Origin of the sequence: Bacillus rhizoplanae (assembly GCF_917563915.1) — a bacterium.
Taxonomy (GTDB): Bacteria; Bacillota; Bacilli; order Bacillales; family Bacillaceae_G; genus Bacillus_A; species Bacillus_A rhizoplanae.
In genome coordinates this window covers 275,081-299,395 of record NZ_CAKJTI010000001.1, presented here as the reverse complement: position 1 = coordinate 299,395, position 24,315 = coordinate 275,081, and the positions used below count along the sequence as shown (strand labels likewise).

The 24,315-nt window shown below is 38.0% G+C and carries 25 protein-coding genes; 1 reads left to right on the top strand and 24 read right to left on the bottom strand.

The genetic code is table 11. The annotated features are described in order from the left end of the window. Positions 1 to 54: 54 nt before the first annotated feature. The 9 genes from rnc to LRP84_RS01565 form a co-directional block, all read right to left on the bottom strand. The gene (gene rnc, locus LRP84_RS01605) at positions 55 to 792 is read right to left on the bottom strand and encodes a ribonuclease III (protein WP_230573470.1); all 738 of its coding nucleotides are present in this window, start codon (positions 790 to 792) and stop codon (positions 55 to 57) included. A 60-nt stretch (positions 793 to 852) separates the two neighbouring features. Further along, the gene (acpP, locus tag LRP84_RS01600; protein ID WP_230573469.1) at positions 853 to 1,086 is read right to left on the bottom strand and encodes an acyl carrier protein; all 234 of its coding nucleotides are present in this window, start codon (positions 1,084 to 1,086) and stop codon (positions 853 to 855) included. 154 nt (positions 1,087 to 1,240) lie between these two features. Beyond that, positions 1,241 to 1,984 carry a 3-oxoacyl-[acyl-carrier-protein] reductase gene (gene fabG / locus LRP84_RS01595; RefSeq protein WP_230573468.1) on the bottom strand — a complete coding sequence of 248 codons (744 nt, stop codon included), beginning with the start codon at positions 1,982 to 1,984 and terminating at the stop codon, positions 1,241 to 1,243. After that, positions 1,984 to 2,928: an ACP S-malonyltransferase gene (gene fabD / locus LRP84_RS01590; RefSeq protein ID WP_230573467.1), complete on the bottom strand. Its 945-nt coding sequence runs from the start codon at positions 2,926 to 2,928 to the stop codon at positions 1,984 to 1,986. The genes fabG and fabD overlap by 1 nt, the downstream gene beginning before the upstream one ends. A 15-nt stretch (positions 2,929 to 2,943) precedes the next feature. After that, entirely contained in the window at positions 2,944 to 3,936 is a 993-nt protein-coding gene (gene plsX / locus LRP84_RS01585) for a phosphate acyltransferase PlsX (RefSeq protein WP_230573466.1), read from the bottom strand. Further along, positions 3,933 to 4,526: a transcription factor FapR gene (fapR, locus tag LRP84_RS01580; protein ID WP_230573465.1), complete on the bottom strand. Its 594-nt coding sequence runs from the start codon at positions 4,524 to 4,526 to the stop codon at positions 3,933 to 3,935. The genes plsX and fapR overlap by 4 nt, the downstream gene beginning before the upstream one ends. 87 nt (positions 4,527 to 4,613) lie before the next feature. Next, a complete protein-coding gene (gene recG / locus LRP84_RS01575) occupies positions 4,614 to 6,662 on the bottom strand; it encodes an ATP-dependent DNA helicase RecG (protein WP_230573464.1) in 2,049 nt (682 codons plus the stop codon). Between the two features lie 572 nt (positions 6,663 to 7,234). Continuing rightward, on the bottom strand, positions 7,235 to 8,911 hold the full coding sequence (locus LRP84_RS01570; RefSeq protein ID WP_230573463.1) for a DAK2 domain-containing protein: 1,677 nt from the start codon (positions 8,909 to 8,911) through the stop codon (positions 7,235 to 7,237). Between the two features lie 22 nt (positions 8,912 to 8,933). Next, positions 8,934 to 9,296 carry an Asp23/Gls24 family envelope stress response protein gene (locus LRP84_RS01565; protein WP_098309663.1) on the bottom strand — a complete coding sequence of 121 codons (363 nt, stop codon included), beginning with the start codon at positions 9,294 to 9,296 and terminating at the stop codon, positions 8,934 to 8,936. A 372-nt stretch (positions 9,297 to 9,668) separates the two neighbouring features. Here LRP84_RS01565 and rpmB point away from each other — a divergent pair, with 372 nt between their 5' ends. Next, positions 9,669 to 9,857: a 50S ribosomal protein L28 gene (gene rpmB / locus LRP84_RS01560; protein WP_000124776.1), complete on the top strand. Its 189-nt coding sequence runs from the start codon at positions 9,669 to 9,671 to the stop codon at positions 9,855 to 9,857. A 71-nt stretch (positions 9,858 to 9,928) separates the two neighbouring features. Here rpmB and spoVM read toward each other — a convergent pair whose 3' ends face one another. From spoVM to remA, 15 genes are all read right to left on the bottom strand, one after another. After that, the gene (gene spoVM / locus LRP84_RS01555) at positions 9,929 to 10,009 is read right to left on the bottom strand and encodes a stage V sporulation protein SpoVM (protein ID WP_098309662.1); all 81 of its coding nucleotides are present in this window, start codon (positions 10,007 to 10,009) and stop codon (positions 9,929 to 9,931) included. 65 nt (positions 10,010 to 10,074) lie between these two features. Beyond that, positions 10,075 to 10,716, bottom strand: a complete 642-nt coding sequence (locus LRP84_RS01550; RefSeq protein WP_230573462.1) for a thiamine diphosphokinase — start codon at positions 10,714 to 10,716, stop codon at positions 10,075 to 10,077. Positions 10,717 to 10,906: 190 nt separating this feature from the next. Next, positions 10,907 to 11,551, bottom strand: coding sequence for a ribulose-phosphate 3-epimerase (gene rpe / locus LRP84_RS01545; RefSeq protein WP_230573461.1), 645 nt, complete (start codon positions 11,549 to 11,551; stop codon positions 10,907 to 10,909). A 2-nt stretch (positions 11,552 to 11,553) separates the two neighbouring features. Further along, entirely contained in the window at positions 11,554 to 12,435 is an 882-nt protein-coding gene (rsgA, locus tag LRP84_RS01540; RefSeq protein ID WP_230573460.1) for a ribosome small subunit-dependent GTPase A, read from the bottom strand. A gap of 133 nt (positions 12,436 to 12,568) precedes the next feature. Beyond that, complete coding sequence (gene pknB, locus LRP84_RS01535; protein WP_230573459.1) at positions 12,569 to 14,539, bottom strand: Stk1 family PASTA domain-containing Ser/Thr kinase; 1,971 nt, start codon at positions 14,537 to 14,539, stop codon at positions 12,569 to 12,571. An 8-nt stretch (positions 14,540 to 14,547) separates the two neighbouring features. Further along, positions 14,548 to 15,300: a Stp1/IreP family PP2C-type Ser/Thr phosphatase gene (locus tag LRP84_RS01530; RefSeq protein WP_230573458.1), complete on the bottom strand. Its 753-nt coding sequence runs from the start codon at positions 15,298 to 15,300 to the stop codon at positions 14,548 to 14,550. 4 nt (positions 15,301 to 15,304) lie between these two features. Further along, entirely contained in the window at positions 15,305 to 16,393 is a 1,089-nt protein-coding gene (gene rlmN / locus LRP84_RS01525) for a dual-specificity RNA methyltransferase RlmN (RefSeq protein ID WP_230573457.1), read from the bottom strand. Positions 16,394 to 16,397: 4 nt separating this feature from the next. Next, on the bottom strand, positions 16,398 to 17,732 hold the full coding sequence (gene rsmB, locus LRP84_RS01520; protein WP_230573456.1) for a 16S rRNA (cytosine(967)-C(5))-methyltransferase RsmB: 1,335 nt from the start codon (positions 17,730 to 17,732) through the stop codon (positions 16,398 to 16,400). Continuing rightward, a complete protein-coding gene (gene fmt / locus LRP84_RS01515) occupies positions 17,729 to 18,673 on the bottom strand; it encodes a methionyl-tRNA formyltransferase (RefSeq protein WP_230573455.1) in 945 nt (314 codons plus the stop codon). The genes rsmB and fmt overlap by 4 nt, the downstream gene beginning before the upstream one ends. A gap of 16 nt (positions 18,674 to 18,689) precedes the next feature. After that, positions 18,690 to 19,166: a peptide deformylase gene (gene def / locus LRP84_RS01510; protein ID WP_230573454.1), complete on the bottom strand. Its 477-nt coding sequence runs from the start codon at positions 19,164 to 19,166 to the stop codon at positions 18,690 to 18,692. Between the two features lie 11 nt (positions 19,167 to 19,177). Then, positions 19,178 to 21,583: a primosomal protein N' gene (gene priA, locus LRP84_RS01505; RefSeq protein WP_230573453.1), complete on the bottom strand. Its 2,406-nt coding sequence runs from the start codon at positions 21,581 to 21,583 to the stop codon at positions 19,178 to 19,180. After that, the gene (gene coaBC, locus LRP84_RS01500; protein WP_230573452.1) at positions 21,580 to 22,785 is read right to left on the bottom strand and encodes a bifunctional phosphopantothenoylcysteine decarboxylase/phosphopantothenate--cysteine ligase CoaBC; all 1,206 of its coding nucleotides are present in this window, start codon (positions 22,783 to 22,785) and stop codon (positions 21,580 to 21,582) included. Before coaBC ends, priA begins: the two co-directional genes overlap by 4 nt. A gap of 382 nt (positions 22,786 to 23,167) precedes the next feature. Continuing rightward, positions 23,168 to 23,380: a DNA-directed RNA polymerase subunit omega gene (gene rpoZ / locus LRP84_RS01495; RefSeq protein WP_230573451.1), complete on the bottom strand. Its 213-nt coding sequence runs from the start codon at positions 23,378 to 23,380 to the stop codon at positions 23,168 to 23,170. A gap of 1 nt (position 23,381) precedes the next feature. Continuing rightward, positions 23,382 to 23,999 carry a guanylate kinase gene (gene gmk / locus LRP84_RS01490; protein ID WP_230573450.1) on the bottom strand — a complete coding sequence of 206 codons (618 nt, stop codon included), beginning with the start codon at positions 23,997 to 23,999 and terminating at the stop codon, positions 23,382 to 23,384. 13 nt (positions 24,000 to 24,012) lie between these two features. Continuing rightward, on the bottom strand, positions 24,013 to 24,276 hold the full coding sequence (gene remA / locus LRP84_RS01485; RefSeq protein WP_020059206.1) for an extracellular matrix/biofilm regulator RemA: 264 nt from the start codon (positions 24,274 to 24,276) through the stop codon (positions 24,013 to 24,015). Positions 24,277 to 24,315 lie beyond the last annotated feature (39 nt).

Sequence of the window (24,315 nt, the reverse complement as noted above, 5' to 3'; positions counted from 1 at the left end):
AAAGGCCTTCCCCCTTTATGCACAAGGAATCCCCCTAAGTATAAGGGGGATTCTCTATGAATGCTCTTTTAATTTTTCTAACGCTTCTTGGGCAGCATGCTGCTCTGCCTCTTTCTTAGACTTTCCACTTCCAAGCCCTAATGCTTCGCCGTTTAATGTAACACGCGATACAAACTCTCGATTATGGGCTGGTCCTTTTTCTTGCAAAATTTGATATTCTATATTACCGCTACCATCACGCTGAATTAATTCTTGTAGTTGACTCTTAAAATCCATCACATGAGAAAAAGCACCTTCATTAATTTTCGGATAAACAACTGTTTTTAAAAATCCCCATACCTTGTCTAAACCTTGGTCCAAGTAAAGTGCACCAATAAACGCTTCAAAGACATCCGCTAATAACGCTGGACGTTCGCGACCTCCTGTCATTTCTTCCCCTTTTCCTAAAAGGACAAGATTACCAAATTCCAGCTCATTCGCAAAACGAACGAGAGCAGGTTCACATACAATAGCCGCGCGAAGTTTTGTTAATTCTCCCTCGCTCATTGTCGGATATTTTTGAAACAAATATTGCGAAACCGTCAGTTCTAGTACCGCATCACCAAGAAATTCAAGACGCTCATTATCTTCATGTGGCTTTTTCCGATGCTCATTCACATACGATGAATGCGTAAATGCTTGTATCAACAATTTTTCATTTGTAAATGTAATACCTATTTTCGCTTGAAACTTTTTAAAAGCCTCGCGATATTTCGCTTCATACTTCTTATCTCTATACTTTCTGTACGGCATAGGTCCCTCCAGATATATATGCTGAGAAAGCCCCGTATATAAACGGGACTTCATCAAGCATTATAGATGACTCTCTATGTAAGTCACAGCATCGCCAACAGTAGCAATTTTTTCTGCGTCCTCATCAGAAATTTCCATTTCAAACTCATCTTCTAGTTGCATTACAAGTTCTACTACATCTAGAGAATCAGCACCTAAATCTTCTTTAAAGTTTGCAGCTGTTGTTACCTCTGTTTCGTCTACTCCTAGACGATCTACGATAATTTTCGTTACACGCTCTAAAACGTCTGCCATATTCATTCACCTCCTTTAAAAGTATTGACAAACAATTACTTTTTTAAATTTATCTATAAATTAGATCACTATTTTTCCGATCTTCTCAAGCCATTATATTTAATATTGTACAGAAAAGCTAGATGAAATCAACCCATTTCTGTAGTTTTTCCTTTTACATCACCATGCCGCCGTCAACATGAAGTGTTTGCCCAGTGATATAACGGCTCGCATCTGATGCTAAAAATGCAACCGCATTTGAAATATCTTCTGCTTCTCCAAATTTTGCAATTGGGATTAGTTTTAACATTTCATTCTTCACATCTTCCGCCAATACATCTGTCATATCTGTTACGATAAATCCAGGAGCAATTGCATTTACTGTAATATTACGACTTGCTAGCTCTTTTGCTGAAGTTTTTGTTAATCCAATTACACCTGCTTTTGCTGCAACGTAGTTTGCTTGTCCTGGATTTCCAGTAACACCGACAACAGAAGCGATATTAATAATACGACCGTGGCGTTGACGCATCATATAGCGAGATACAGCTTTTGTACATAAAAAGACACCTTTTAAGTTTGTATTAATAACAGCATCCCATTCTTCTTCTTTCATGCGCATTAATAAATTGTCTTTTGTAATACCAGCGTTATTTACAAGAATATCAATTTGACCAAATGTATCCACAGTTTGTTTTACCATATCAGTCACTTCTTCAGCACTTGAAACATTTGCTTTAACTGCAATTGCTTCTGAACCTAATTTTTTAATCTCATCTACAACTTCATTTGCTTTTAATTCGTTTCCTGCGTAGTTTACAACTACTTTCGCACCTTGTTTTGCTAAATCTAATGCAATTGCACGGCCGATTCCGCGAGATGCTCCCGTTACTAATGCAACTTTATCTTTTAATAACATTAGCCTTCTCCTCTCAGTTTTGAAATGGTATCCTTCATCGTCTCCTCATCATATATCGCATATACTTTCGCAGACGGAGCGATTGATTTCATAAGACCAGCTAAAACTTTCCCAGGCCCAATTTCAATAAATGTATCCACACCAAGCTCTACCATTCGTTCAATAGATGGGTACCATAATACAGGGGAATAAAGTTGTTCAATTAACTTTTCTTGAATGTCCTCTTTACGAGTAATGCAATCTGCTGTTACATTTGCAACAACGGGAATCTTCACATCGTGAATTGAAATTTCATTTAATACACCGCGAAACTTCTCAGCCGCTGGTTTCATAAGCGATGAATGAAACGGACCGCTAACGCGCAGTGGAATTGCACGTTTTGCACCATTTTCTTTCGCTCTTTCTGAAGCCAATTCCACACCTTGCTTTGTACCAGAAATGACAATTTGCTTCGTGCTGTTCATATTCGCAACTTGAACAGCATATCCTTCCTGCGTCACCTCTTCAGTCACCTGCTTTAACATATCCGGATCCGCTCCCAGAATAGCTGCCATTGCACCTTCGCCATTCGGCACAGCTTCTTCCATGTACTCACCGCGTTTTCTTACAGCGTATACACCATCTTCAAATGACATGGCACCCGCTGCTACTAGTGCACTATACTCACCTAAACTATGTCCTGCAACATAGTCAGGTTTAATCTCATATTGCTCCAATGCCTTTAAAATTGCAATACTTGTCGTTAACAATGCTGGTTGTGCATTTGTTGTTAACGTCAACGTTTCTTGAGGTCCCTCAAAAATAAGTGATGAAAGAGAATCTTTTAAAATTTCATCAGCCTGATGAAATACTTGCGCAACCTCTTCATGACTTTCTGCTAATTGTTTTCCCATTCCAACTGCCTGTGAACCTTGTCCTGGAAAAAGAAATGCTAGTTTTCCCATTTCAAATCCTCCTCATTATTGAAGCGGCTCCTCCTCTATTACACTCGTAATAGTAGGAATAACTTCCTTCGCTACCATTTCTCTAGTTTGACGAATCGCGCTAAAAATCGATTGGTCATTGGAAGAACCATGCGCTTTGATGACAGGAGCTTTCAATCCAAATAAAGCAGCTCCTCCATACTCTGAATAATCCATTTTATCTTTTAACACCATAAGCTTTGGTTTTAATACCGCCGCCGCTAGTTTACTTGTAAACGAACTCATTAATTGCTCTTTTAGCATCGAGAATAATGCAAGTGCAGTACCCTCTAACGTTTTAAGGGCAACATTTCCGGTAAATCCATCACAAACAACCACATCAGCTACACCTTGTAATAAGTCTCGTGATTCTACATTTCCAACAAAGTTAATCGGTGCATCTTTTAGCATTGCAAAAACTTGCTTAGAAAGCTCGTTTCCTTTTCCATCCTCAGTTCCAACATTTAAAAGACCTACGCGAGGACTTGCAATTCCTCTCACTTTCTCTGCATATACAGATCCCATTACAGCATATTGGTATAAATGAATTGCTTTTGCATCGACGTTTGCTCCAACATCTAACATAACAAAGCCTTTACAGTCTACTGTTGGCATAGTAGGCGAAAGAGCTGGACGCTCAATCCCGTCTATACGTCCAATTACAAATAATCCAGCTGCCATAAGAGCCCCCGTATTCCCTGCGGAAATACAAGCATCAGCTGCACCTTCTTTTACTTGCTGCGCAGCAAGTACCATCGAAGCTTGTTTTTTGCGACGTACCGCTCGTACCGGCTCATCCGTTCCTTCAATTACTTCATCTGTATGCAGTACAGTAATACGTTCTTCACTTGTTAAATACTTGCGAATTTCGTCTTCTTTTCCTACTAATGTAATATGTAAATCTGAATATTGTTTAATTGCTTTCATTGCTCCGAGTACGACAGATTTTGGCGCATGATCGCCACCCATTGCATCTATTGCGATTCTCATAAGTTGTTACCTTCCTCACCATAATTACTAGATCGATACATTTCAAAAGTGCCTTTAAAAACAAGTTCATCTCCAACAAAACTTTGCACTTTGACAACCGTCCGTCCTTTATCATTCTCCACATCTTCAACACGCGCTTTTGCAACAACACGCTCTCCTAATTTTACAGGACGAATATATCGAATGGTAGACTTCGCAGTTAAAGCTAGTTCTTCATCAATAACAGCAACAGCTAATGAGTTCGCTTGCGCAAATAAATGATGCCCACGAGCAATTTGATTACGTTTAAAGACATGTTCTTCTTTCACTTCAAAAATTGAAATGGCATGTCTATCTAATTCTATATCAATAATTTCTCCTACCACTTCATCAAGGGGCAAGGATTTTACATCTTCTTCATGTTGTTTCGTTGCCACATGTTTAATTCGTTCTCGCAATTCCGGAATTGAAAGTTCCATACGATCGAGACGAATCGTTTGAATACTCACTTGAAATTGTTCAGCTAATTCTTCATCCGTAATAAACGGATTTGCTTCTATTGTTTGTTGTAACAATTCTTGTCTTTCTTTTTTGTTTCTTCTTTTTTTCATTCCGCACCATCCATTTTTATGACTAGGTACTAACAGTAGTATATAAGCATTGAAAACAGAATGCAACATTTTTTTGTTTCTTCCACTTTAATCAAGCTTTTCCCCTTGGAAAACTCCTGATTTTTCCAAAAAAATTCGTAGCATTTCATACTGTTCACTTTTCCAAAATGCAGTCGAATCAACAAGTAAAGCAGCATCCTGCCTAGCAGTTTCTAATGCTCGATAATCATGCACCATATCAGCTACTTTAAATTCAGGCAAACCACTTTGCTTACTTCCAAAGAAATCCCCAGGACCACGCAATTCTAAATCTTTTTCCGATAACACAAAACCATCATTCGTCTCTGTCATGATGCGCATACGTTCTTTTCCTGTTTCTGATTTCGGATCAGCAATTAAAATACAGTACGATTGTTCACTTCCACGCCCCACACGACCACGAAGTTGGTGAAGTTGCGATAATCCAAAACGTTCTGCATCATAGATAACCATCATTGTTGCATTCGGCACGTTCACACCAACTTCTACAACTGTTGTCGAAATGAGAATTTGCACTTTATTTTCGCTAAATTGATGCATTACTTCGTCTTTCTCCTGAGAAGAAAGGCGCCCATGCATCAATCCAACTTGAAATTTCCCTTGATAATGATGGGTCAGCATACTATGCAAATCAATTGCATTTTGTACGTCTAGTTTCTCTGATTCTTCAATTAGCGGACAAATGACATATGCTTGTCGTCCTTTGTTCACTTCTTTCTCGACAAATCCAAGAACACGTTCAAACATATCGTGTTTCGCCCAGTACGTTTCAATCACTTTACGACCTGCTGGCATCTCATCAATGATTGATACATCCATTTCACCAAACGCAGTAATTGCTAATGTACGAGGAATTGGTGTCGCTGTCATAAATAAAACATCTGGACTTTCACCTTTTTCTCTTAAAACGCGACGCTGCGCTACACCAAAACGATGTTGTTCATCCGTAATAACAAGCCCAAGTCTGTGAAATATAACTTCATCTTGAATTAGAGCATGCGTTCCAACGAGAATATCAATTTCTCCTTGTTCTAGCCTAGCTAATACTTCACGGCGACGCGCTCCCTTTACAGAGCTTGTTAATAATTCAATGTTCATATTAAAATAAGAAAATGTAGATACGAGTGATTGATAATGCTGCTCCGCTAAAATTTCTGTCGGTACCATTAATGCCCCTTGATATCCAGCTAATTTCGCAGCATATAAAGCAATTGCGGCAACTATCGTTTTCCCAGAACCTACATCCCCTTGTAATAAGCGATTCATTCGATACGGCGACTGCAAATCTTTCATAATTTCCGAAACAACACGATACTGCGCATTTGTTAACGGAAAGGGCAGCGCTTTTATAAACTCTTCTAGCTGCTCAAGAGAGACATTTTTTGTTACACCCTTTGAACTTTCTCTTTCCATTTTGCGAAGTGCCTGCATCTTTAATTGAAACAAGAAAAATTCTTCATATACAAAACGACGGCGCGCCTGTTTCATATCTTCTTGTCCGCTAGGAAAATGTAGGGCATACAGCGCCTCGTAACGAGATAATAATTTGTAGCGGGACAACAGCCCATCTGGCAGTACTTCTTTCACAAAAGAACCATATTCTTTAAAAGCTTGTGCAATAAAACGACGCATCTGTTTTACCGTCAATTTTCCTTTAACTGAATATACCGGTTCTACTTCTTGCTGACGAACAACTGGTCCAAAGTGAAGTTCAGACACTGAAATCGTTTGACGATGTTGATCCCACTTTCCAGTTATTGTGACTGTTTCATCAATATTTAATTTTTGCTTATAGTACGGTCTGTTAAAGCATACCGCTGTAATTAAATAACGCCCAACGAGAACACGAACAGTGAGACGTGATTTCTTTTTTCCATAATATTGCAAAAGAGGGGCACTATGTACTTTCCCTTCCACCGTTACACGTTCTTCATGCTTAACTTCAGCTAAATCTTTCATTGCATAGTCTTCGTAACGATACGGAAAATGTTCTAACAAATCAGAAACCGTAAAAATCCCCATCTCATTTAATAATACAGCTGTTTCTTCTCCAATCCCTTTCACATCCGTAATAGGAACTTGCACAACTTCACTCAAGATCTTCACGCCCCGTCAAATCTTATTCCTAACCATTCACATACACCAACACATATCTTCTTTCTTCACACATTATATCATAATAATTATATATATTCATTTTCATTTCGAATATGCAATCGCTACCTCTCCTATTCTACCATAGCATTAGTAGAGCGTAGTAGTCGTTTCACCTTTATCTACCCATATATACCAATTCACATTTCATCTAAATAGCTGTTTCTATTTTCCTACCATTTTCTTAATAACAACACTTATTATAAAGTGAAACTTCCACAAGTAGGGGTTTTCATCTCCCTGCTTGTGGCAAACTCTCACCAATCGAGCTTTTTCGGACAGTTATCCCCTACCTATCTTCTTTGCTTCTCTCTCAATCTTGAGGTGGGGGTCTTACTGCCCGCGAATAGCGGGATAAATAAGAAAGAGAGCCTCACTGTATTAGCTAGTAAGGCCCTCTCATCATTTATATTGTCTCACCCTAATACAGAGAGTAATCCCATTTTTCAATAAAGATACGCTACCTGCAAATCTAGAGTGGTGGAACTAACCATCAACAGGGATGAAGTTTCACCTTATTCTACAGAAAAAATGAAAGAATATATAGGTTGATTTCCATTATGAACTTCTACCTCTACATCTTCAAAGTTTTCTGCTACAAATGCTACTAATGCAGCTACTTCTTCTTCCGATGCATCCTCACCTTGTAAAATCGTTAAGATTTCTGCATCTTCATCAAGCATATTTTCTAACAGCTTTTTCGCAGCGTTCAATTTTTCTGTATCTGTTGATACAATTTTCCCGTCTGCAATGCACATAAAATCATCTTTGTGAATTGTCACGCCATCAATCTCTGTATCACGAACCGCATACGTAATTTGACCTGTCTTCACATGAGCAAGCGCTTCGTTCATATTCGCTTCATTTTCTTCAAGCGTTCCTTCTGGATTGAAAGCAAGCATCGCTGCCATACCTTGCGGAACTGTTTTCGAACGAACAACGATTACTTCTTGGTTCACTATAGAAGCAGCTTGTTCTGCAGCCATTACAATATTACCGTTGTTCGGTAATATAATAATTTTTTCTGCATTAGCTTCTTCAATCGCTTTTACAATATCCTCTGTACTTGGGTTCATCGTTTGACCGCCTTCAATAACTACCGTCGCACCGATACTTTCAAACAATTCTTTAATACCAGACCCCATTGCCACCGTTACAATTCCATAAGTCTGCTTTTCTGCAGGTTGTTTCGCTTCTTCATGCATCATTGCAGGCTCATCTAACAAAGCTGTATGTTGTTCACGCATATTTTCTACTTTAATATTAATTAAGCTACCATAACGCTGTCCGTAGTTCATTGCATCTCCAGGATGCTCTGCATGAATGTGAATTTTCACGATTTCATCATCAGCTACAACCAGCAATGAATCACCATATGCACTAATATCTTCACGGAATTTTTGCTCAGAGAAGTTATGTTCTTTCATCTTCTCTTCATCTAGCTTGACCATAAATTCTGTACAGTAGCCATATGTGATATCTTCTGTACTCAATTGGCTTTGTACACTACGGTGATGTTCTGCACGTACCATTTCATTCATAGATGGTTGCACTGGCTCATCAGAAGTAATTGTTTCACCTTTTAAATCAGCTAAAAATCCTTCATACACAACAACAAGGCCTTTACCACCGCTATCTACAACACCAACTTGCTTTAATACAGGTAATAAATCCGGCGTACGATTTAAAGATGCGTTCGCCTCTTTCACAACTTCTTCCATAAACAAAACAAAGTCGCGTTGTTTTTTCGCAACTGTGACTGCATATTCACTCGTTTCTCTTGCAACAGTTAAAATCGTTCCTTCAATCGGTTTCATAACTGCTTTATATGCAGTTCCTACACCAGCTTCTAAAGCATCAGCAAAGTCAACTGTTGTTAACATTTCTTTTTGCTCAATAGATTTTGAGAAACCACGGAAAAGCTGAGATAAAATTACGCCAGAATTCCCACGTGCTCCCATTAATAATCCTTTTGCTAAACTCACTCCGACTTTCCCAGCATGCTCAGAAGGATTTTTCTTTACTTCTCGCGCTCCTGAAGTCATCGATAAATTCATGTTTGTACCGGTATCGCCATCTGGAACTGGAAAAACGTTTAAAGCATCAACTAGCTTGACGTTATTTGTTAAATTATTTGCCCCTTGCAGAATCATTTGGGCTAAACGCTTCCCATCAATTTTTTGAATTGACACAGATTTTCCTCCTTAATGCACATTACAAGTTTGTTACTTTAACTCCTTGTACGTAGATGTTTACAGAATCTACAGCTAGTCCTACTGTTTGATCTAATGTATACTTCACTTTCGTTTGAACATTGTGTGCTACCTCTGAAATTTTTGTACCATAGCTCACGATAATATACATGTCAATATGTACTTCATCGTTCTCTTTACGAACAATAACGCCTCTTGTGAAATTTTCTTTTCGTAAGATTTCTGTTAATCCATCTTTTAATTGATTTTTTGACGCCATACCAACGATGCCGTAGCAATCTACTGCAGCGCCCCCAGCAATTGTTGCAATTACTTCTGTACTAATATCAATTTGACCGTACTTTGTTTTGATTTCAATTGACATCTCTTTTCCCCCTTTAGAAATGGTGAAAGTGAGCTAGACTACTTTAATTACTATCATATAATCTTTTCAAAAAAAATTCCAACGTTCTTTACTTTCGCTCTCGTACTTATAGAATAATATAGCACTTCTTTTTATGATGAGCAAAATAGTCCATTGTTATTATACAACACATACCCCTATGATATGTCAAGTGATTTTTCTTGATTTCGTTTTTCTTACATATAGTGTCAAGTAATTTTTCTTGATTTCTTTCTTATACACTGTTGCATTCTCTTTTTAGTTGTGTTAAATTATAGTAGTGTTTTTAGCATCGCATAAAAGACTAACATTGAAAATTACGTAAGTTACGGTAGTTAAGGGAGGGAAATATAGATGGCTCGTGTTTGTGCTATTACTGGAAGAAAAGCTCGTTCTGGTAACTCTCGTTCTCACGCAATGAACGCTACAAAACGTAAATGGGGCGCTAACCTTCAAAAAGTTCGCGTACGCATTGACGGTAAAGTTCAACGTGTTTACGTTTCTGCTAGAGCATTAAAATCTGGCAAAATCGAACGTGTTTAATAATAAAAAAGAGCCTATTGGCTCTTTTTTTATTATCCTCATGAAAAAAGCACCGGTAACAGGTGCTTTTTTTATTCCTTTTTAAAGGTATTTAACACCGCGCGAACAATTCCACCAAGAAATTTCGGCAACTTAATTGTATAAAATCTCATGGTTTCCCTCCTAATCCCCATTACTCCACTTGTTTACTATATGACGTAGCAACAAAAGTAGTTCTTCAATCAGTGCTTCTTATCACCATTAATATGCCAGAAGTAAATGAAAAAGTACCTTTTTCCGCAACGAGTTCATTACTAATACAAAGTGTCGATCCCCATTTTATCGTTTTATCTGTAAGAGGATATTTAAAACCGCGAAGTGTAATTCCGGTTACTATTTCTGTAACAGGAACAAAAGATATGTAAGGGAATAATGAATTTTCTTCCACTGTATATGTACCCGATTCTTTAACAGAAATTTCATTTTTATAATCTACAATGCTCATGTTTACATTTGCTTGTAAACCTTTTAGTAACATTTGAATGTTGGCTAAACTATGATCTAACCTTCCACCTGTTGCACCAAAAATTCGAATTTGTTCAGACTCTTGCTCTAAAGCCCAGTTAATTGCAATCTCCAAATCCGTTTGATCCTTTTCTTTCGGCACAATATGCAAGTCTCGTTTCTGTTTTTGCATCCATACTAACTCTTCTTCTGTAACAGAATCATAATCACCAAAAGCTACTTGTGGTATTATTCCAAGCTGCATCAAATGATATACTCCTCGATCAACAGCTGCCCATACAACCTCTTCACTCTCATATTTTGAAAAATCTGCACAACACTCTACTGGACCTCCAGCTAAAATATGAATAATCATGTTCTCTCTCCTTCTATAGAAAAAAGGCAATCTACCAATAGCTAGATTACCTTTTTTCTTTAACCAATTTACCTACAAATTCATTTTTATTCCGCATTAACAGGCAGTAAGACCCCCACCTCAAGATTCAGAGAAAAGCAAAGAAGATAGGTGGGGGATGAAGAAAGCCCCCACTGCTGGAAGTTTCACTTTATCCGCGAATAGCTGCAATTGCTGCCCCGCGATCTTTTTGATTGTATACAGCAGATCCTGCAACGAGAACATTCGCTCCTGCTTCTACACATAATTTCGCTGTTTCTACATTAACGCCGCCATCAACTTCAATCTCTACTTGTAAATTGCGTTCACGAACCATGTCAGCAACTTGTTTAATTTTTGGCAATACAGAATGAATGAACTTTTGACCACCAAAGCCTGGGTTTACCGTCATAAGTAGCACCATATCTGTATCTTCTAATACATGCTCAATCATCGAAACTGGTGTATGTGGATTTAAAACAACACCCGCTTTAATACCCTGCGACTTAATTAATTGAATCGTACGATGCAAGTGCGGACACGTTTCTACATGTACTGTAATAATATCCGCTCCCGCTTTCGCAAAAGCAGGAATGTACTGATCCGGATTTTCGATCATAAGATGAACATCTAGTGGTAAAGAAGTAATTGGACGAATTGCTTCTACAATCAACGGACCAATCGTAATGTTTGGAACAAAATGCCCGTCCATTACATCGACATGTATGTAATCTGCTCCACCTTTTTCTACATCTTTAATCTCTTCTCCCAATCTTGAAAAGTCTGCTGATAAAATCGATGGTGCAATTTTAATCATCATTAATACCTCGGCTTTCTATCTCTAATTTCTTCAACGAATTGCATATAGTGCTCATAACGATAGCGTGTAATGCTACCTTCTTCTACAGCATCTTTCACCGCACACTTCGGTTCAGAAAGATGTGTACAACCTCTAAACTTACAGTATTGACTCTGTTCTTTCAACTCCGGAAAACAATATGTGAGATCTTCTACTTCCATATCGATAAAATCCAGCGAACTAAACCCAGGTGTATCCGCAACAAGGCCGCTCCCTACTTCAATTAATTCCACATGCCTTGTCGTATGCTTACCCCGGCCTAAATGAGCTGAAATTCCACTCGTTTTTAACGCTAAATCTGGACGTAGCACGTTTAAAAGAGAAGATTTCCCTACACCAGATTGACCCGCTACAACAGAAACACAACCTTGTAAAAACGGCTTTAACACTTCTATACTCTCTGAAGTTGTTGTTGAAGTAAATACCACATCGTAACCAATTGCAATGTAATCCCGTGCATACGCTTCAATCGTTTCACGTGTTTTCTCATCTATTAAATCCATCTTACTAATACAAATAATTGGTTTAATATTATGAAACTCAATTAAAACTAAAAAACGGTCTAATAACAATGGATTAAACTCTGGTTCTACTGCAGAAAACACAAGCAGCGCTTGATCAACGTTGGCAACCGGTGGGCGCACAAGTTCATTTTTTCGCTCTGATATTTCTAGAACGTATCCTTCACTCGGATTTTCAGCTTGGAATACGACTTGATCGCCAACAAGCGGTGTAATTTTATGTTTACGAAATACACCACGTCCGCGGCACTGCGTTACCCCCTCTTCATGCTGCACATAGTAGAATCCACTTAAAGCTTTTATAATTTTCCCTTCTGGCATACATTCTCTCCTTCATTTATCTTGTTCTAAAGAACATAAAAAGCCAACTTCTTTTCATAGATATTCATACTGAACTTTAGAACGAGATTCGTTCAACTCACCATTTGTAAGCATTCCTAACGGGAGTTTCACTTTATTCTGTTGGATACAGAACATCTTTTTCAATTAACGTCGTTCCGTCACGAACAATTTTATAACGTCCTTTTTTTCCTTCTTCAATAACAAAATCAAGAGAAATTGTCGTAGACTCCGTTATCGTTCTCGTTTCAAACGGCTTATCCATAGTATTCTGCATATCTTCTTTATATATTTCAATTGTTTGTGGTTTTTTCTCTCCAGTTGCCGGTGCTTGGTACTCAATTGGAATATTGTCGACTTTTACAGTTTTCGTCGGCTTTTCTTTCGGTCCTTCAGAGACAACAATTGTTACTTTTGCCCCTTCTTTTAAATTCGTATCTGGCTTTGGTGATTGTGAAATAACAAGCCCTTTATCAACTGTATTTGAATACTCTCTCCTTATTTCTGGCACAAGCTTTTTCTCGTTCAAATAGCTGTTCACACTATTTTCTGTCCAACCGGAAAAATCAACGAGTCGAATTTGTTTCGGACCCTTACTAATCCACACTTTTATTTCCTGCTCTTCCTCTACAATAGATTGTCCTGCTTCAGGAATTTGTTCTACAATTTCATCCTTCGGCTTTTCGCTTTCAATATAATAAGGAACAACACCCTTATATTGAGTCAATTCATCTTTTATCTGACTATATTCTTTCCCAATTAAATTAGGCATTTTTTTCTTTTGTTTCCCACCTGATTGGAAAATCGTAATTTTTGTATTCTCTCTCACAACTCTTCCTGCAGCTGGATTTGTTTTAATGACCTTACCTTCTTCGACTTCATCTGTATATATAACTTGCGGTGCCGTCAATTCGAATCCTTTATCAACAAGTGTATTGACAGCTTTTTCATATGTCATATCAGATACATCAGGCACTTTAACTTCTTTTGGAATAAAGAAACCTGGAATAACTGTCACTGCCAATATTCCACACACAACTAAAAATATGAAAGTCGCAAGTAAAATCTTGAGCCATCGATTGCTTTTCTTTTTTTGTTGTTCTTCTTGTTTTAGTTCATTTTGCTGCTTTTCTTCTTTCGAATTTCCAGATAAAATAATTGTTTCTTCACTATTCGTATTTATCAATTGCTCCTGCTGAATGATAGGAATTGCTTTTGTTGCTTCCATATCTTCAGGTATATGGAAAGGTTGTTCATTTATTCGCTCTGGATATAATGCTGTTTCAATATCACGTTTCATTGCATTTGCAGATTGATAGCGATGAAATGGGTCTTTCGTTGTTGCTTTTAAAATAATATTTTCTACACTTTGTGGAATATCAGGATTCCACCTTTTCGGAGATGGTGTTTCATTTTGCAAATGTTTAAGAGCAATAGAAACAGCAGATTCTCCGGAAAACGGCGGCCTTCCTGTTAATAGTTCAAACATCACAATTCCAAGTGAATAAATATCTGATTGCTTATTGGCAACACCGCCTCTTGCCTGTTCAGGAGATAAATAATGAACAGAACCAAGAACAGAATTTGTATGTGTGATTGTCGTTGCGCTTGTCGCTGTTGCAATACCAAAATCTGTAACCTTCACAACACCGTCACTTCGAATTAAAATATTATGAGGCTTAATATCACGGTGAACAATTTCAAAATGATGCGCATGGGCCATCGCAGCAGTTAATTGTTCCATAATATCAAGTGCTTCTCCTACGGGAAGAAGACCTCGCTGTTGTATGTATTGCTTTAACGTTTGGCCAGGTACATATTCCATAACAAGATAATAAATTCCGTCTTCTTCTCCAACATCATACATATTAACAATATTTGGATGCGACAACGTTGTAACCGATTGCGCTTCTCGATGGAAACGCTTAATAAATTCCTCGTTATTTGAATAATCAAGCCGTAACATCTTTACAGCTACATCGCGATCAAGTATGTCATCATGCGCCAAATATACATTGGCCATTCCCCCGCCACCAATCATTTTAAGCAGCTTGTAACGGTCATTTAGGCGTCTTCCAATCATCACGTTGTAATTCACCTACTTTCGTTCGCCGAATCCGCATAATCAATAATGACAAGAGTAATGTTATCTTCCCCTCCAAGGTCATTTGCAAGCTGCACAAGTTGTTCACTTTTTGTTTGCAAAAGCTCATGAGATTGTAAAATCTCTTTCATACGACTCATTGCAACTTTATTAGATAATCCATCAGAACAGAGCAACAATAGATCTCCCTCTTCTAATACTAAAGTTTTCACATCTAATATAACGGTTTCTTCCGTACCAAGCGCTCTTAGTAAAACATTTTTCCTTGGATGATATTCAGCATCTTCTTTTGAAATTTCTCCATGTCGCACGAGTTCGTTTACAAGGGAATGATCTTCCGTTACAAGTGACATATAATTGTCCGATAATATATAACAGCGACTATCTCCAATATGGGCAATTGTAACAAAAGTAGCTGTGCATAAAGCAACAACGATTGTCGTTCCCATTCCACTACATTCTGGATGCTCTCCAGAATATTTGTATACTCGTTCATTAATAATTTGAGCATGATTATGTAACCATTGTTCTGCTTTTTTAGGCGTATCCATATTGTACGTTTGTTTCCAATAGTCATGGAACAATTGGATTGCCATCGAGCTGGCAACATCGCCTGCTCGATGACCTCCCATTCCATCTGCTACAACCGCTAAAACATCTCCATCTAGATTATGAAACACTCCTGTACTATCTTCATTATGTTGGCGAACTTTTCCTTTATCTGATAGAAACACGGTTTTCATCATTTCACCTCGTCTCTTCTTTGCGCTCCTTTGCACGCAATTGACCGCAGGCTGCATCAATATCATGACCTTGTTCACGACGAATCGTTACATTAACACCACGATCTTTTAATGTTTTTTCAAACAAGAAAATTTGTTCGCGCGGTGTTCTCACATAATCGCGTTCTGGTACATAGTTAACTGGAATTAAGTTAACATGACATTTCACACCTTTTAACAGCTGAGCTAATTCTACAGCATGTTCGACTTGGTCATTTTCTCCTCCAAATAAGCCATATTCAAACGAAACACGACGCCCGGTTTTCTCGATGTAATATTTGATAGCTTCCATTAAATCTGGTAGCTTGTATGCCCGGTTAATTGGCATTAATTTTGAACGCAGCTCTGTATTTGGAGCATGTAAGGAAACCGCAAAGTTAATTTGTATATTTTCTTCAGCAAACTTATAAATTTTCGGGATAATTCCACTTGTTGATACCGTCATATGACGCGCTCCAATGTGAAGTCCTTTTTCATGATTCACGATACGTAAAAACGCCATTAAGCTGTCATAATTATCAAACGGCTCTCCGATTCCCATAACAACAAGAGAGCTTACACGCTCATCTGTAGTATCTAGCTCACGTTGTACTTCGACAACTTGTGCAACAATCTCACCAGCTTCTAAATTACGTTTTAAGCCGCCAAGTGTTGATGCGCAAAACGTACAGCCAATTCGGCAACCAACCTGTGTTGTTACACAAATTGAATTTCCGTAATCATGGCGCATTAATACTGTTTCAATAGAATAGCCATCATGCAGTTGGAATAAAAATTTAATTGTTCCATCTGAAGATGTTTGCTTTACTAATGTTTTTAAAGTTGTAATATCAAAGGAATTCGACAATTTTTCACGCAATCCTTTAGAAAGGTTTGACATATCCTCAAAAGTTGTTACACGTTTTTTATAAAGCCAATCAAAAATTTGACCAGCGCGGAATTTAGGTTCCCCTTGTTCTTTTAACCATTGTTCCATATCATGAAGCTGCAGGGAATAAATAGACGTTTTTTTCGTTTCTAATTCTTTGTTTTGTTTTTTTGCAGTTGTTTCCATGATGCTACACCTTCTTTCTTAAACAAGCGATATAAAATCCATCCGTCGCAAAGTAGTGCGGTAAAATTTGTACTCCACCTTCTACTACATACGGATGCACTGCTTTTGGCAATCGTTCTTTCATTGTTGTATCCCATTCAAATTCAGGATGTGATTGTAAAAACAGCTCTACCACTTGTTCATTTTCTATTTTTTCAATTGTACACGTACTATAAACAAGGCGTCCTCCCTTTTTCAACAAAGGAGCTACCTTTTCTAAAATAGATAGTTGAATATTTGCAAGTCTTTCACTATCTTCTTTTTGTTTTCCAATTTTAATATCTGGTTTACGGCGAATGACACCAAATCCAGAGCACGGAGCATCTACTAATACTTTATCAAAACTCTCTTGTTCAAAATGCTCTTGTACTTTCCGTGCATCGAGGGTTTTCGCTTCTACATTTTCTAATTGAAGACGCTTTGCTTGCTGCTGAATTAAACGCACTTTGTGTGGATGTAAATCAAGAGAAATGACTTTCCCTGTTCCTTGCAAGCGTTCTGCAATATGCGTTGTTTTCCCGCCAGGAGCAGCGCAACTATCAAGGATAGTATCTCCCGCTTCTGGATTAAGTGCACGAGCTACAAGCATAGAACTTTCATCTTGAATAGATAGCAATCCTTCTTGAAATGCTTTTGTATGAGCTACATTTCCTTTTTCAATTTGAACTGCATCTTCTGACAAATCACCATATTTTGCTTGAATTCCTTCTGTTTCTAGCGTTTTAAGCGCCTCTTCTATAGACGCTTTCGCCACATTAACTCGGGCGGTTGGAACTGGTGGAAGTAGGTTTACTTCACACATTTTTTGTGCCGTTTCAATTCCGTATGCCTCTATCCATTCTTTTACAAGCCATTCTGGATGGCTTGTTGCAATTGCAAGTCGCTTTTCAGAACTTTTAATCTCATCTAATGATGGAACGCCTTCACGCTGAATGGAACGGAGTACTCCGTTAACAAGCCCTGCAATTCCTTTATGACCACGGCGTTTTGCAATTTCAACCGCTTCATGAATTACTGCTCGCTCTGGAACACGATCTAAATATAACATTTGATATAAAGATAAGCGAAGTAGAACTTTTACCCACAGTTCAATCTTTTTTCGCAAAAACGGCTGTAAATAATAATCAAGTGTATCACGTCTTTGAATTGTTCCATATACAATTTCTGTTAACAATCCAACATCTTTTTTATCAATATTGCTTTTTTCAATAAGATTGTTCAAAAGCAAATTACTGTATGCACCGCTTTTTTCAACTTGTACTAAACCGTCAAGAGCTAATTCACGAACGTTTTGTTTCATGCGTCTACTCCTAACTTCGTACCAATTTCAGGCTTTGTTCCACGCAAAAATTGTGAACAGCTCATGCGCTTTTTACCAGATGGTTGCAACTCGGTAATTTTAATTGCCGTTTTATTTCCTGTTGCCACAATAAAACCATCTTCTTCAACTGCTATAATTGTTCCCGCTTCGGCTTGCTCTTTTACAGAAACCTTTTCTCCCCACCATACTTTTACAACTTGTCCCGCTAAAGTCGTATAAGCAACTGGCCATGGGTTTAAACCACGAATATGATTGTAAACCTCTTCACCTGTTTTCATCCAATCAATCTTTTCTTGCTCGCGTTTAATATTGTAAGCAAATGTTGCTTCGTCCTCATTTTGTTTAATTGGTTCCAATTTCCCTTGTATTAACAGCGGAACAGTTTTTGATAATAAGTGCGCTCCAGCTTCACTTAATTTATCAAATAATGAACCAGTTGTTTCACGTTCTTCAATTTCTACTTCTACTTGCGTTAAAATATCACCAGCATCTAATTTTTCTGCCATATACATAATGGTAATGCCTGTTTTTTCTTTTCCTTGCATGATGGAATAATGAATAGGTGCACCGCCGCGAAGTTCTGGGAGTAATGAAGCATGAACATTAATACATCCGTACTTCGGTGCTTCTAAAATTTCGTTTGGCACAATTTGCCCGAACGCAGCTGTCACAATTAAATCAGGCTCTAGCGCCAACACCTTTTCATATTCATCTTTTTCACGAATTTTTAAAGGTTGTAACACCGGAATACCATGTTTTTCTGCTTCCACTTTAACAGGTGTTGGTGTCATAATCTTTTTTCTACCTACTGGACGATCCGGCTGTGTCACAGCACCAATCACATCATACCCATCTTCAATAAGACGACGAAGCACCGGCACTGAAAAGTCCGGTGTTCCCATAAATACAACTTTCACCATTCAAAAAACTCTCCTTTTACATCTCTTCTAATTCGTTTTCCTCATAATATCGCGTTACTTTAGATATAAATAATACACCGTGTAAATGATCGATTTCATGTTGAATTGCACGAGCTAAAAACCCGTCTGCTTCTAGTAAAAATACTTTTCCACGGCGATTTTGAGCACGTACTTTAATATACTCGGCACGTGTTACATCACCAAAAAGCCCCGGAAAACTTAAGCAGCCTTCGGGACCTACTTGTTCACCACGTTGCTCTAAAATAACAGGATTAATCAACTCAATTTTCCCGTTATCATCATCAATGTCTACAACAGCAACTTGCAGACTTACGCCAACTTGCGGTGCTGCTAAGCCAACACCATCTGCAATTAACATTGTTTCGTGCATATCTTTTAAAAGCTTCACTAACTTTTTATCAAAATTTATAACACGTTCACACGGCGTTTCTAATACTTCATTTGGATGTTTTACAATTTCTAACATTGCCATTTTTTCCTCCGCTACATTAACATAGTTGGATTAAAATCAATTGAGATTTGCAAGTCTTTCTGCATTTCTGCCTGATAATGTTCATTTACCATTTTGAGCACGTACTTTAAGTTTGGTTCCCGTTTGTATTTTATCACGCATTGGTAGCGATATCTATCTTTTATACGAGGAATTGCCGAAGCAACCGGACCTAAAATCATCGTTTGCTGGGCACAATGTTGCCGTAAAAAACCAACGATCTTCTCCGTTACCTGCACTGCTTTTAATAATTCTGGATGAGATACTGTAACTAATGCGACATAATAATATGGTGGATATTGCCGAATTTTCCTCATATACATCTCGCGTTCAAAGAACATATCATACTGCTGCTGTTTCGCTAATTGTACACTATAATGCTCGGGTGTATACGTTTGAATAACGACTTCACCTGGAAGTTCGTGACGTCCAGCTCGGCCGCTCACTTGCGTTAAAAGCTGATATGTTTTTTCGCTCGCCCTAAAATCCGGCAAATGCAGCATCGTATCTGCTGTTAATACACCTACAAGCGTCACATTTGGAAAATCAAGACCTTTAGCAATCATTTGTGTTCCAAGTAAAATATCTGCCTCTCCTGCACCAAATGACTTCAGGAGCTTTTCATGCATCCCTTTACGACTTGTCGTATCAACATCCATTCGAATGACGCGCGCTTCGGGGAACAGTTTTGTAATTTCTTCTTCAACCTTTTGTGTTCCTGTCCCAAAGAAGCGGATATAGGAACTATTACAAGCAGGACAAGCATTTGGTAAATTTTCCTCATAACTACAATAGTGACATTTCAAGCGATTATTCATCCTGTGATATGTAAGTGAAATATCACAGTGCGGACATTGTACTACATAACCGCAATCACGGCACATGACAAATGTCGAATGACCTCTTCTGTTTAAAAAGAGTACCATTTGTTCCTTTTTCTCTAACCGATCCGCTATTTTCTCATGAAGAAGCTGAGAAAACATAGAACGATTTCCCTCCCGAAGTTCTTCTCTCATATCAATAATCTCAACTGTCGGCAAATCTCTTTTATTCATACGCTTTGTCATTGTAAGCAGCTTATATACACCTTTTTTTGCACGAGCAAATGATTCTAGTGTAGGTGTGGCACTTCCTAGTACAACAGGACAATTGTGATATTCTCCCCGCCAAATTGCAACAGAACGTGCATGATAACGCGGATTGTCCTCTTGTTTGTAACTTGATTCATGCTCTTCATCAATAATAATGATTCCTAAGTTCTCAAATGGTGCAAAAATTGCTGAACGTGCCCCTACAACTACTTTTACTTCTTTTCGCAGAATTTTACGCCATTCATCATATTTTTCCCCAACAGATAGCGCACTATGAAGAACCGCAACTTGCGAACCAAAGCGCCCTTTAAAGCGATCAACCATTTGGGGAGTTAACGAAATTTCCGGTACAAGTACAATCGCTTCTTTTCCTTTTCGCAACACTTCTTCAATTGACTGTAAATACACTTCCGTTTTTCCGCTCCCAGTTACACCGTACAGTAAAAATGTCTCATGTTTCTCTTTTGTAATAGAAGTTAGGATCGGTGCAATAACTTGTTGTTGTTCTTCTGTAAGCGGGAATGGTTTTGTGCGCTCAAAAGCATCGTCATCATACGGATTTCGATATATCTCCACATATTTTTCAGCTAACAGACCCTTTTTCACAAGAGATTTTATCGGAGCATCTGTAATTTGCAATTCTTCCGTTATTATTTTTAACGGTATGGACCGATAATGTTCCATAAAGTAATACAATACATCTTGCTGTTTTTTACTTTTTAGGTTAAAGGCTGCTTCCTCTAATTCTTCATAAGACAAAACAGGTTGGATTATTTTTTGTTTTTTCTTTTGCGCCTTATCTTTTACTTCATAGACAACTTCCACTGTTCCTTTAGCAATTTCTGTTTGGACCGCACGGTATAAATGTGGTCGTTCATCGAGCACACTCCAATCGATACTTTCTTTTCCTTGAAAGAGAATTTTTACATTCTCAGCTATATCTTCAGAACGATGAAGATGTAACTGCTTTTTATATGTCGCTTTAATCGCTGCTGGCAGCATAACTTGGAACGCTGAAATTGTGAAACAAAGTGTTTCTTCCGTAAGCCAATTTCCAAGTTGCAACAATTCTGCATTTAATACAGGTGTTACGTCTAACAATTCATGCAATGTTTTCAACTTATTTACATCTACATCTACTGTATCTTTTATGTCAATAATGAATCCTTGTAATTTTCGTGGTCCAAATGGAACAACAACTCGCATGCCTGTTTGGACAAGATCTTCCCAGCGCTTAGGAATTATATAATCGAATGGCCTATCCGTTTGCCTTGCTGGAACATCAACAATTACGCTTGCAAATTTCATGCGGGATCCTCTTCCAGCATTTTTTCAATTTGTAGTAAAATTTCTCTAGCTACTTCCTGCTTTGTTAGCAGTGGCAATTTAATTATAGCGCCATTTCGTTTATACATCGTAACAATATTTGTATCCGTACCAAACCCTGCACCTTCTGCTTTTACATCATTAGCAACAATCATGTCAGCATTTTTCTCACGTAATTTTTTCGTTGCATACTCTTCAACATTTGTTGTTTCTGCTGCAAAACCAATGAGTAATTGATGTTCTTTTCGCTCACCTAATGTTTTAAGAATATCTATCGTGCGTTCAAGTTCAATAACCATATCGCCATTTTGCTTTTTCATTTTTTCATCAAAAACAATTTTCGGCCGATAATCTGCAACGGCAGCTGTTTTGATCACAACATCCATATTGGAATAATGATGTAAAACCGCCTCTAACATATCTTGCGCTGATTGTACTTGTATTGTTGTTACATTCGCAGGTGGCGTTAGTGCTGTTGGGCCAGAAACAAGAATGACTTCTGCTCCAAGACTTGCCGCAACTTCCGCAAGTGCATAGCCCATTTTGCCAGATGAGAAATTTGTCATAAAACGAACTGGATCAATCTTCTCACGCGTTGGTCCCGCCGTCACTAATATCCGTTTTCCTTGAAGTGGCTTCCCTTGTGAAAAATGTACTTCTAACATCGCTACAATGTTTTCCGGTTCTTCTAATCGACCTTTAGCGACATATCCACAAGCTAAAAATCCTTCACCAGGCTCAATAAATGTATAACCTAATTTTTTTAATGTTTGCATGTTTTTTTGAACAACTGGATTTTCGTACATATGAACATTCATGGCAGGTGCAATCCACACTGGAGCTGTGGTTGCAAGAAGCGTCGTTGAAATCATATCATCTGCAAGACCATTTGCTAATTTACCAATAATGTTTGCTGTCGCTGGTGCAACAAGAACAACATCAGCCCAGTCTGCTAAATCAATATGAGCAATGACTGCTGAATCTTTTTCATCAAATGTATCTGTATATACATCATGACGAGAAAGCGCTTGAAATGTAAGCGGTGCAACAAACTTCATTGCCGACTCACTCATTATTACTTTCACAAGCGCACCTGCTTGTGTTAATTTACTTGTTAACGCAGCTGCTTTAAATACAGCAATGCCTCCTGTAACACATAAAAGTATTTTTTTCCCTTTTAGCATAGGTCTCGTCCTCTTTCTTTCATGAAACTTAGTCCTACTCGAACTTCAAATCATTCACCATCACAACATAAAATACAAGCTGTCGTTATTCTCCATCCTATATGAATTCATTTTGATTTTTCGACATATAGATTGCTGCTATGTAGAAGAACCTGCACTCGCTTTCTCTCTTTGTTTTCACTTCGCATGTGGCAGAAAAAGGCCCTGACCGCTTCTATGCATGGCCAGATGCTCTCGCCCACCTAAAAAGAAAGCTTTTATGTCGTTTTTTTAATGTTGATTTATCTATATCGTAAAAAAATAACAACCTACTTGTAAATAGGTTGTTACTGTTACATAGAAAAGTATAGTATCTATGCCTCTATTTGTCGAAAAGAAAGCTTTATTTATCGTTATTATCTTCACTTGGTTCGTAGTTTAATAATTGTGCATTAATCTCTTCTAATGCTTTTCCTACAAACTTATGAGATACTGGTTGCTCAACACTACAATCGTTATGCTCTTGCATTTCACGAGCGCGCTTTGCAGCTACTGTTACTAGCGTATATTTAGAATCAATTTTTTGTAACAATGCATCAATAGATGGGTTTAACATATTACATTTCCTCCGTCATTTCTTTATAGTATTTTGCTACTCGCTCACGGCGACAATGTTCACCTATCACAATTGCCTTAATACGTTCGCAAGCAAGTTCCACTTCATCATTTTCTACTACGTAGTCATAAGCATCCATCATTTCGATTTCTTCTTTTGCTACTGTTAAACGATTTTGAATTACTTCTTCTGTTTCTGTACCACGACCAACAATGCGGTTTTTTAGTTCCGATAAACTTGGAGGAGCTAAAAAGATAAATACTCCTTCTGGAAAAGCTTTCTTTACTTGAATCGCGCCTTGCACTTCGATTTCTAGAAAAACATCTTTTCCTTGCTGCAATGTCTGCTCTACATAATCAATTGGTGTTCCGTAATAGTTTCCAACAAATTCTGCCCATTCAAGCAGTTTATTGTTACGAATCATCTCTTCAAACTCTTCTCTCGTTTTAAAGAAATAATCAACACCATCTACTTCTCCTTCACGTGGTTTACGCGTTGTTACCGAAATAGAGTACTGCAAATTTGTATCTTCTTGACTGAACAATTCCTTTCGAACCGTTCCTTTTCCAACACCAGAAGGCCCTGAAAGAACAATGAGCAACCCTCTTCTACTTCTCATATATATGTTAAACCTACCCTTCGTCACTTAAATCTTCTTTATTGTTTAATCGATGAGCAATTGTCTCCGGTTGTATTGGACTTAATACAATATGCCCATCATCCATAACAATAACTGCTCGTGTTTTTCGACCATAAGTAGCATCAAGCAGCACATTTTGTTCGCGAGCTTCCTGTACTAACCTTTTAATCGGTGCTGATTCCGGACTTACAATGGAAATAATTCGATGTGCAGATACGATATTTCCATATCCAATATTTAAAAACCGCATGGCCATAATTTGCGCCTCCTAGTAAGTCTATCCGATTTCTCTCTC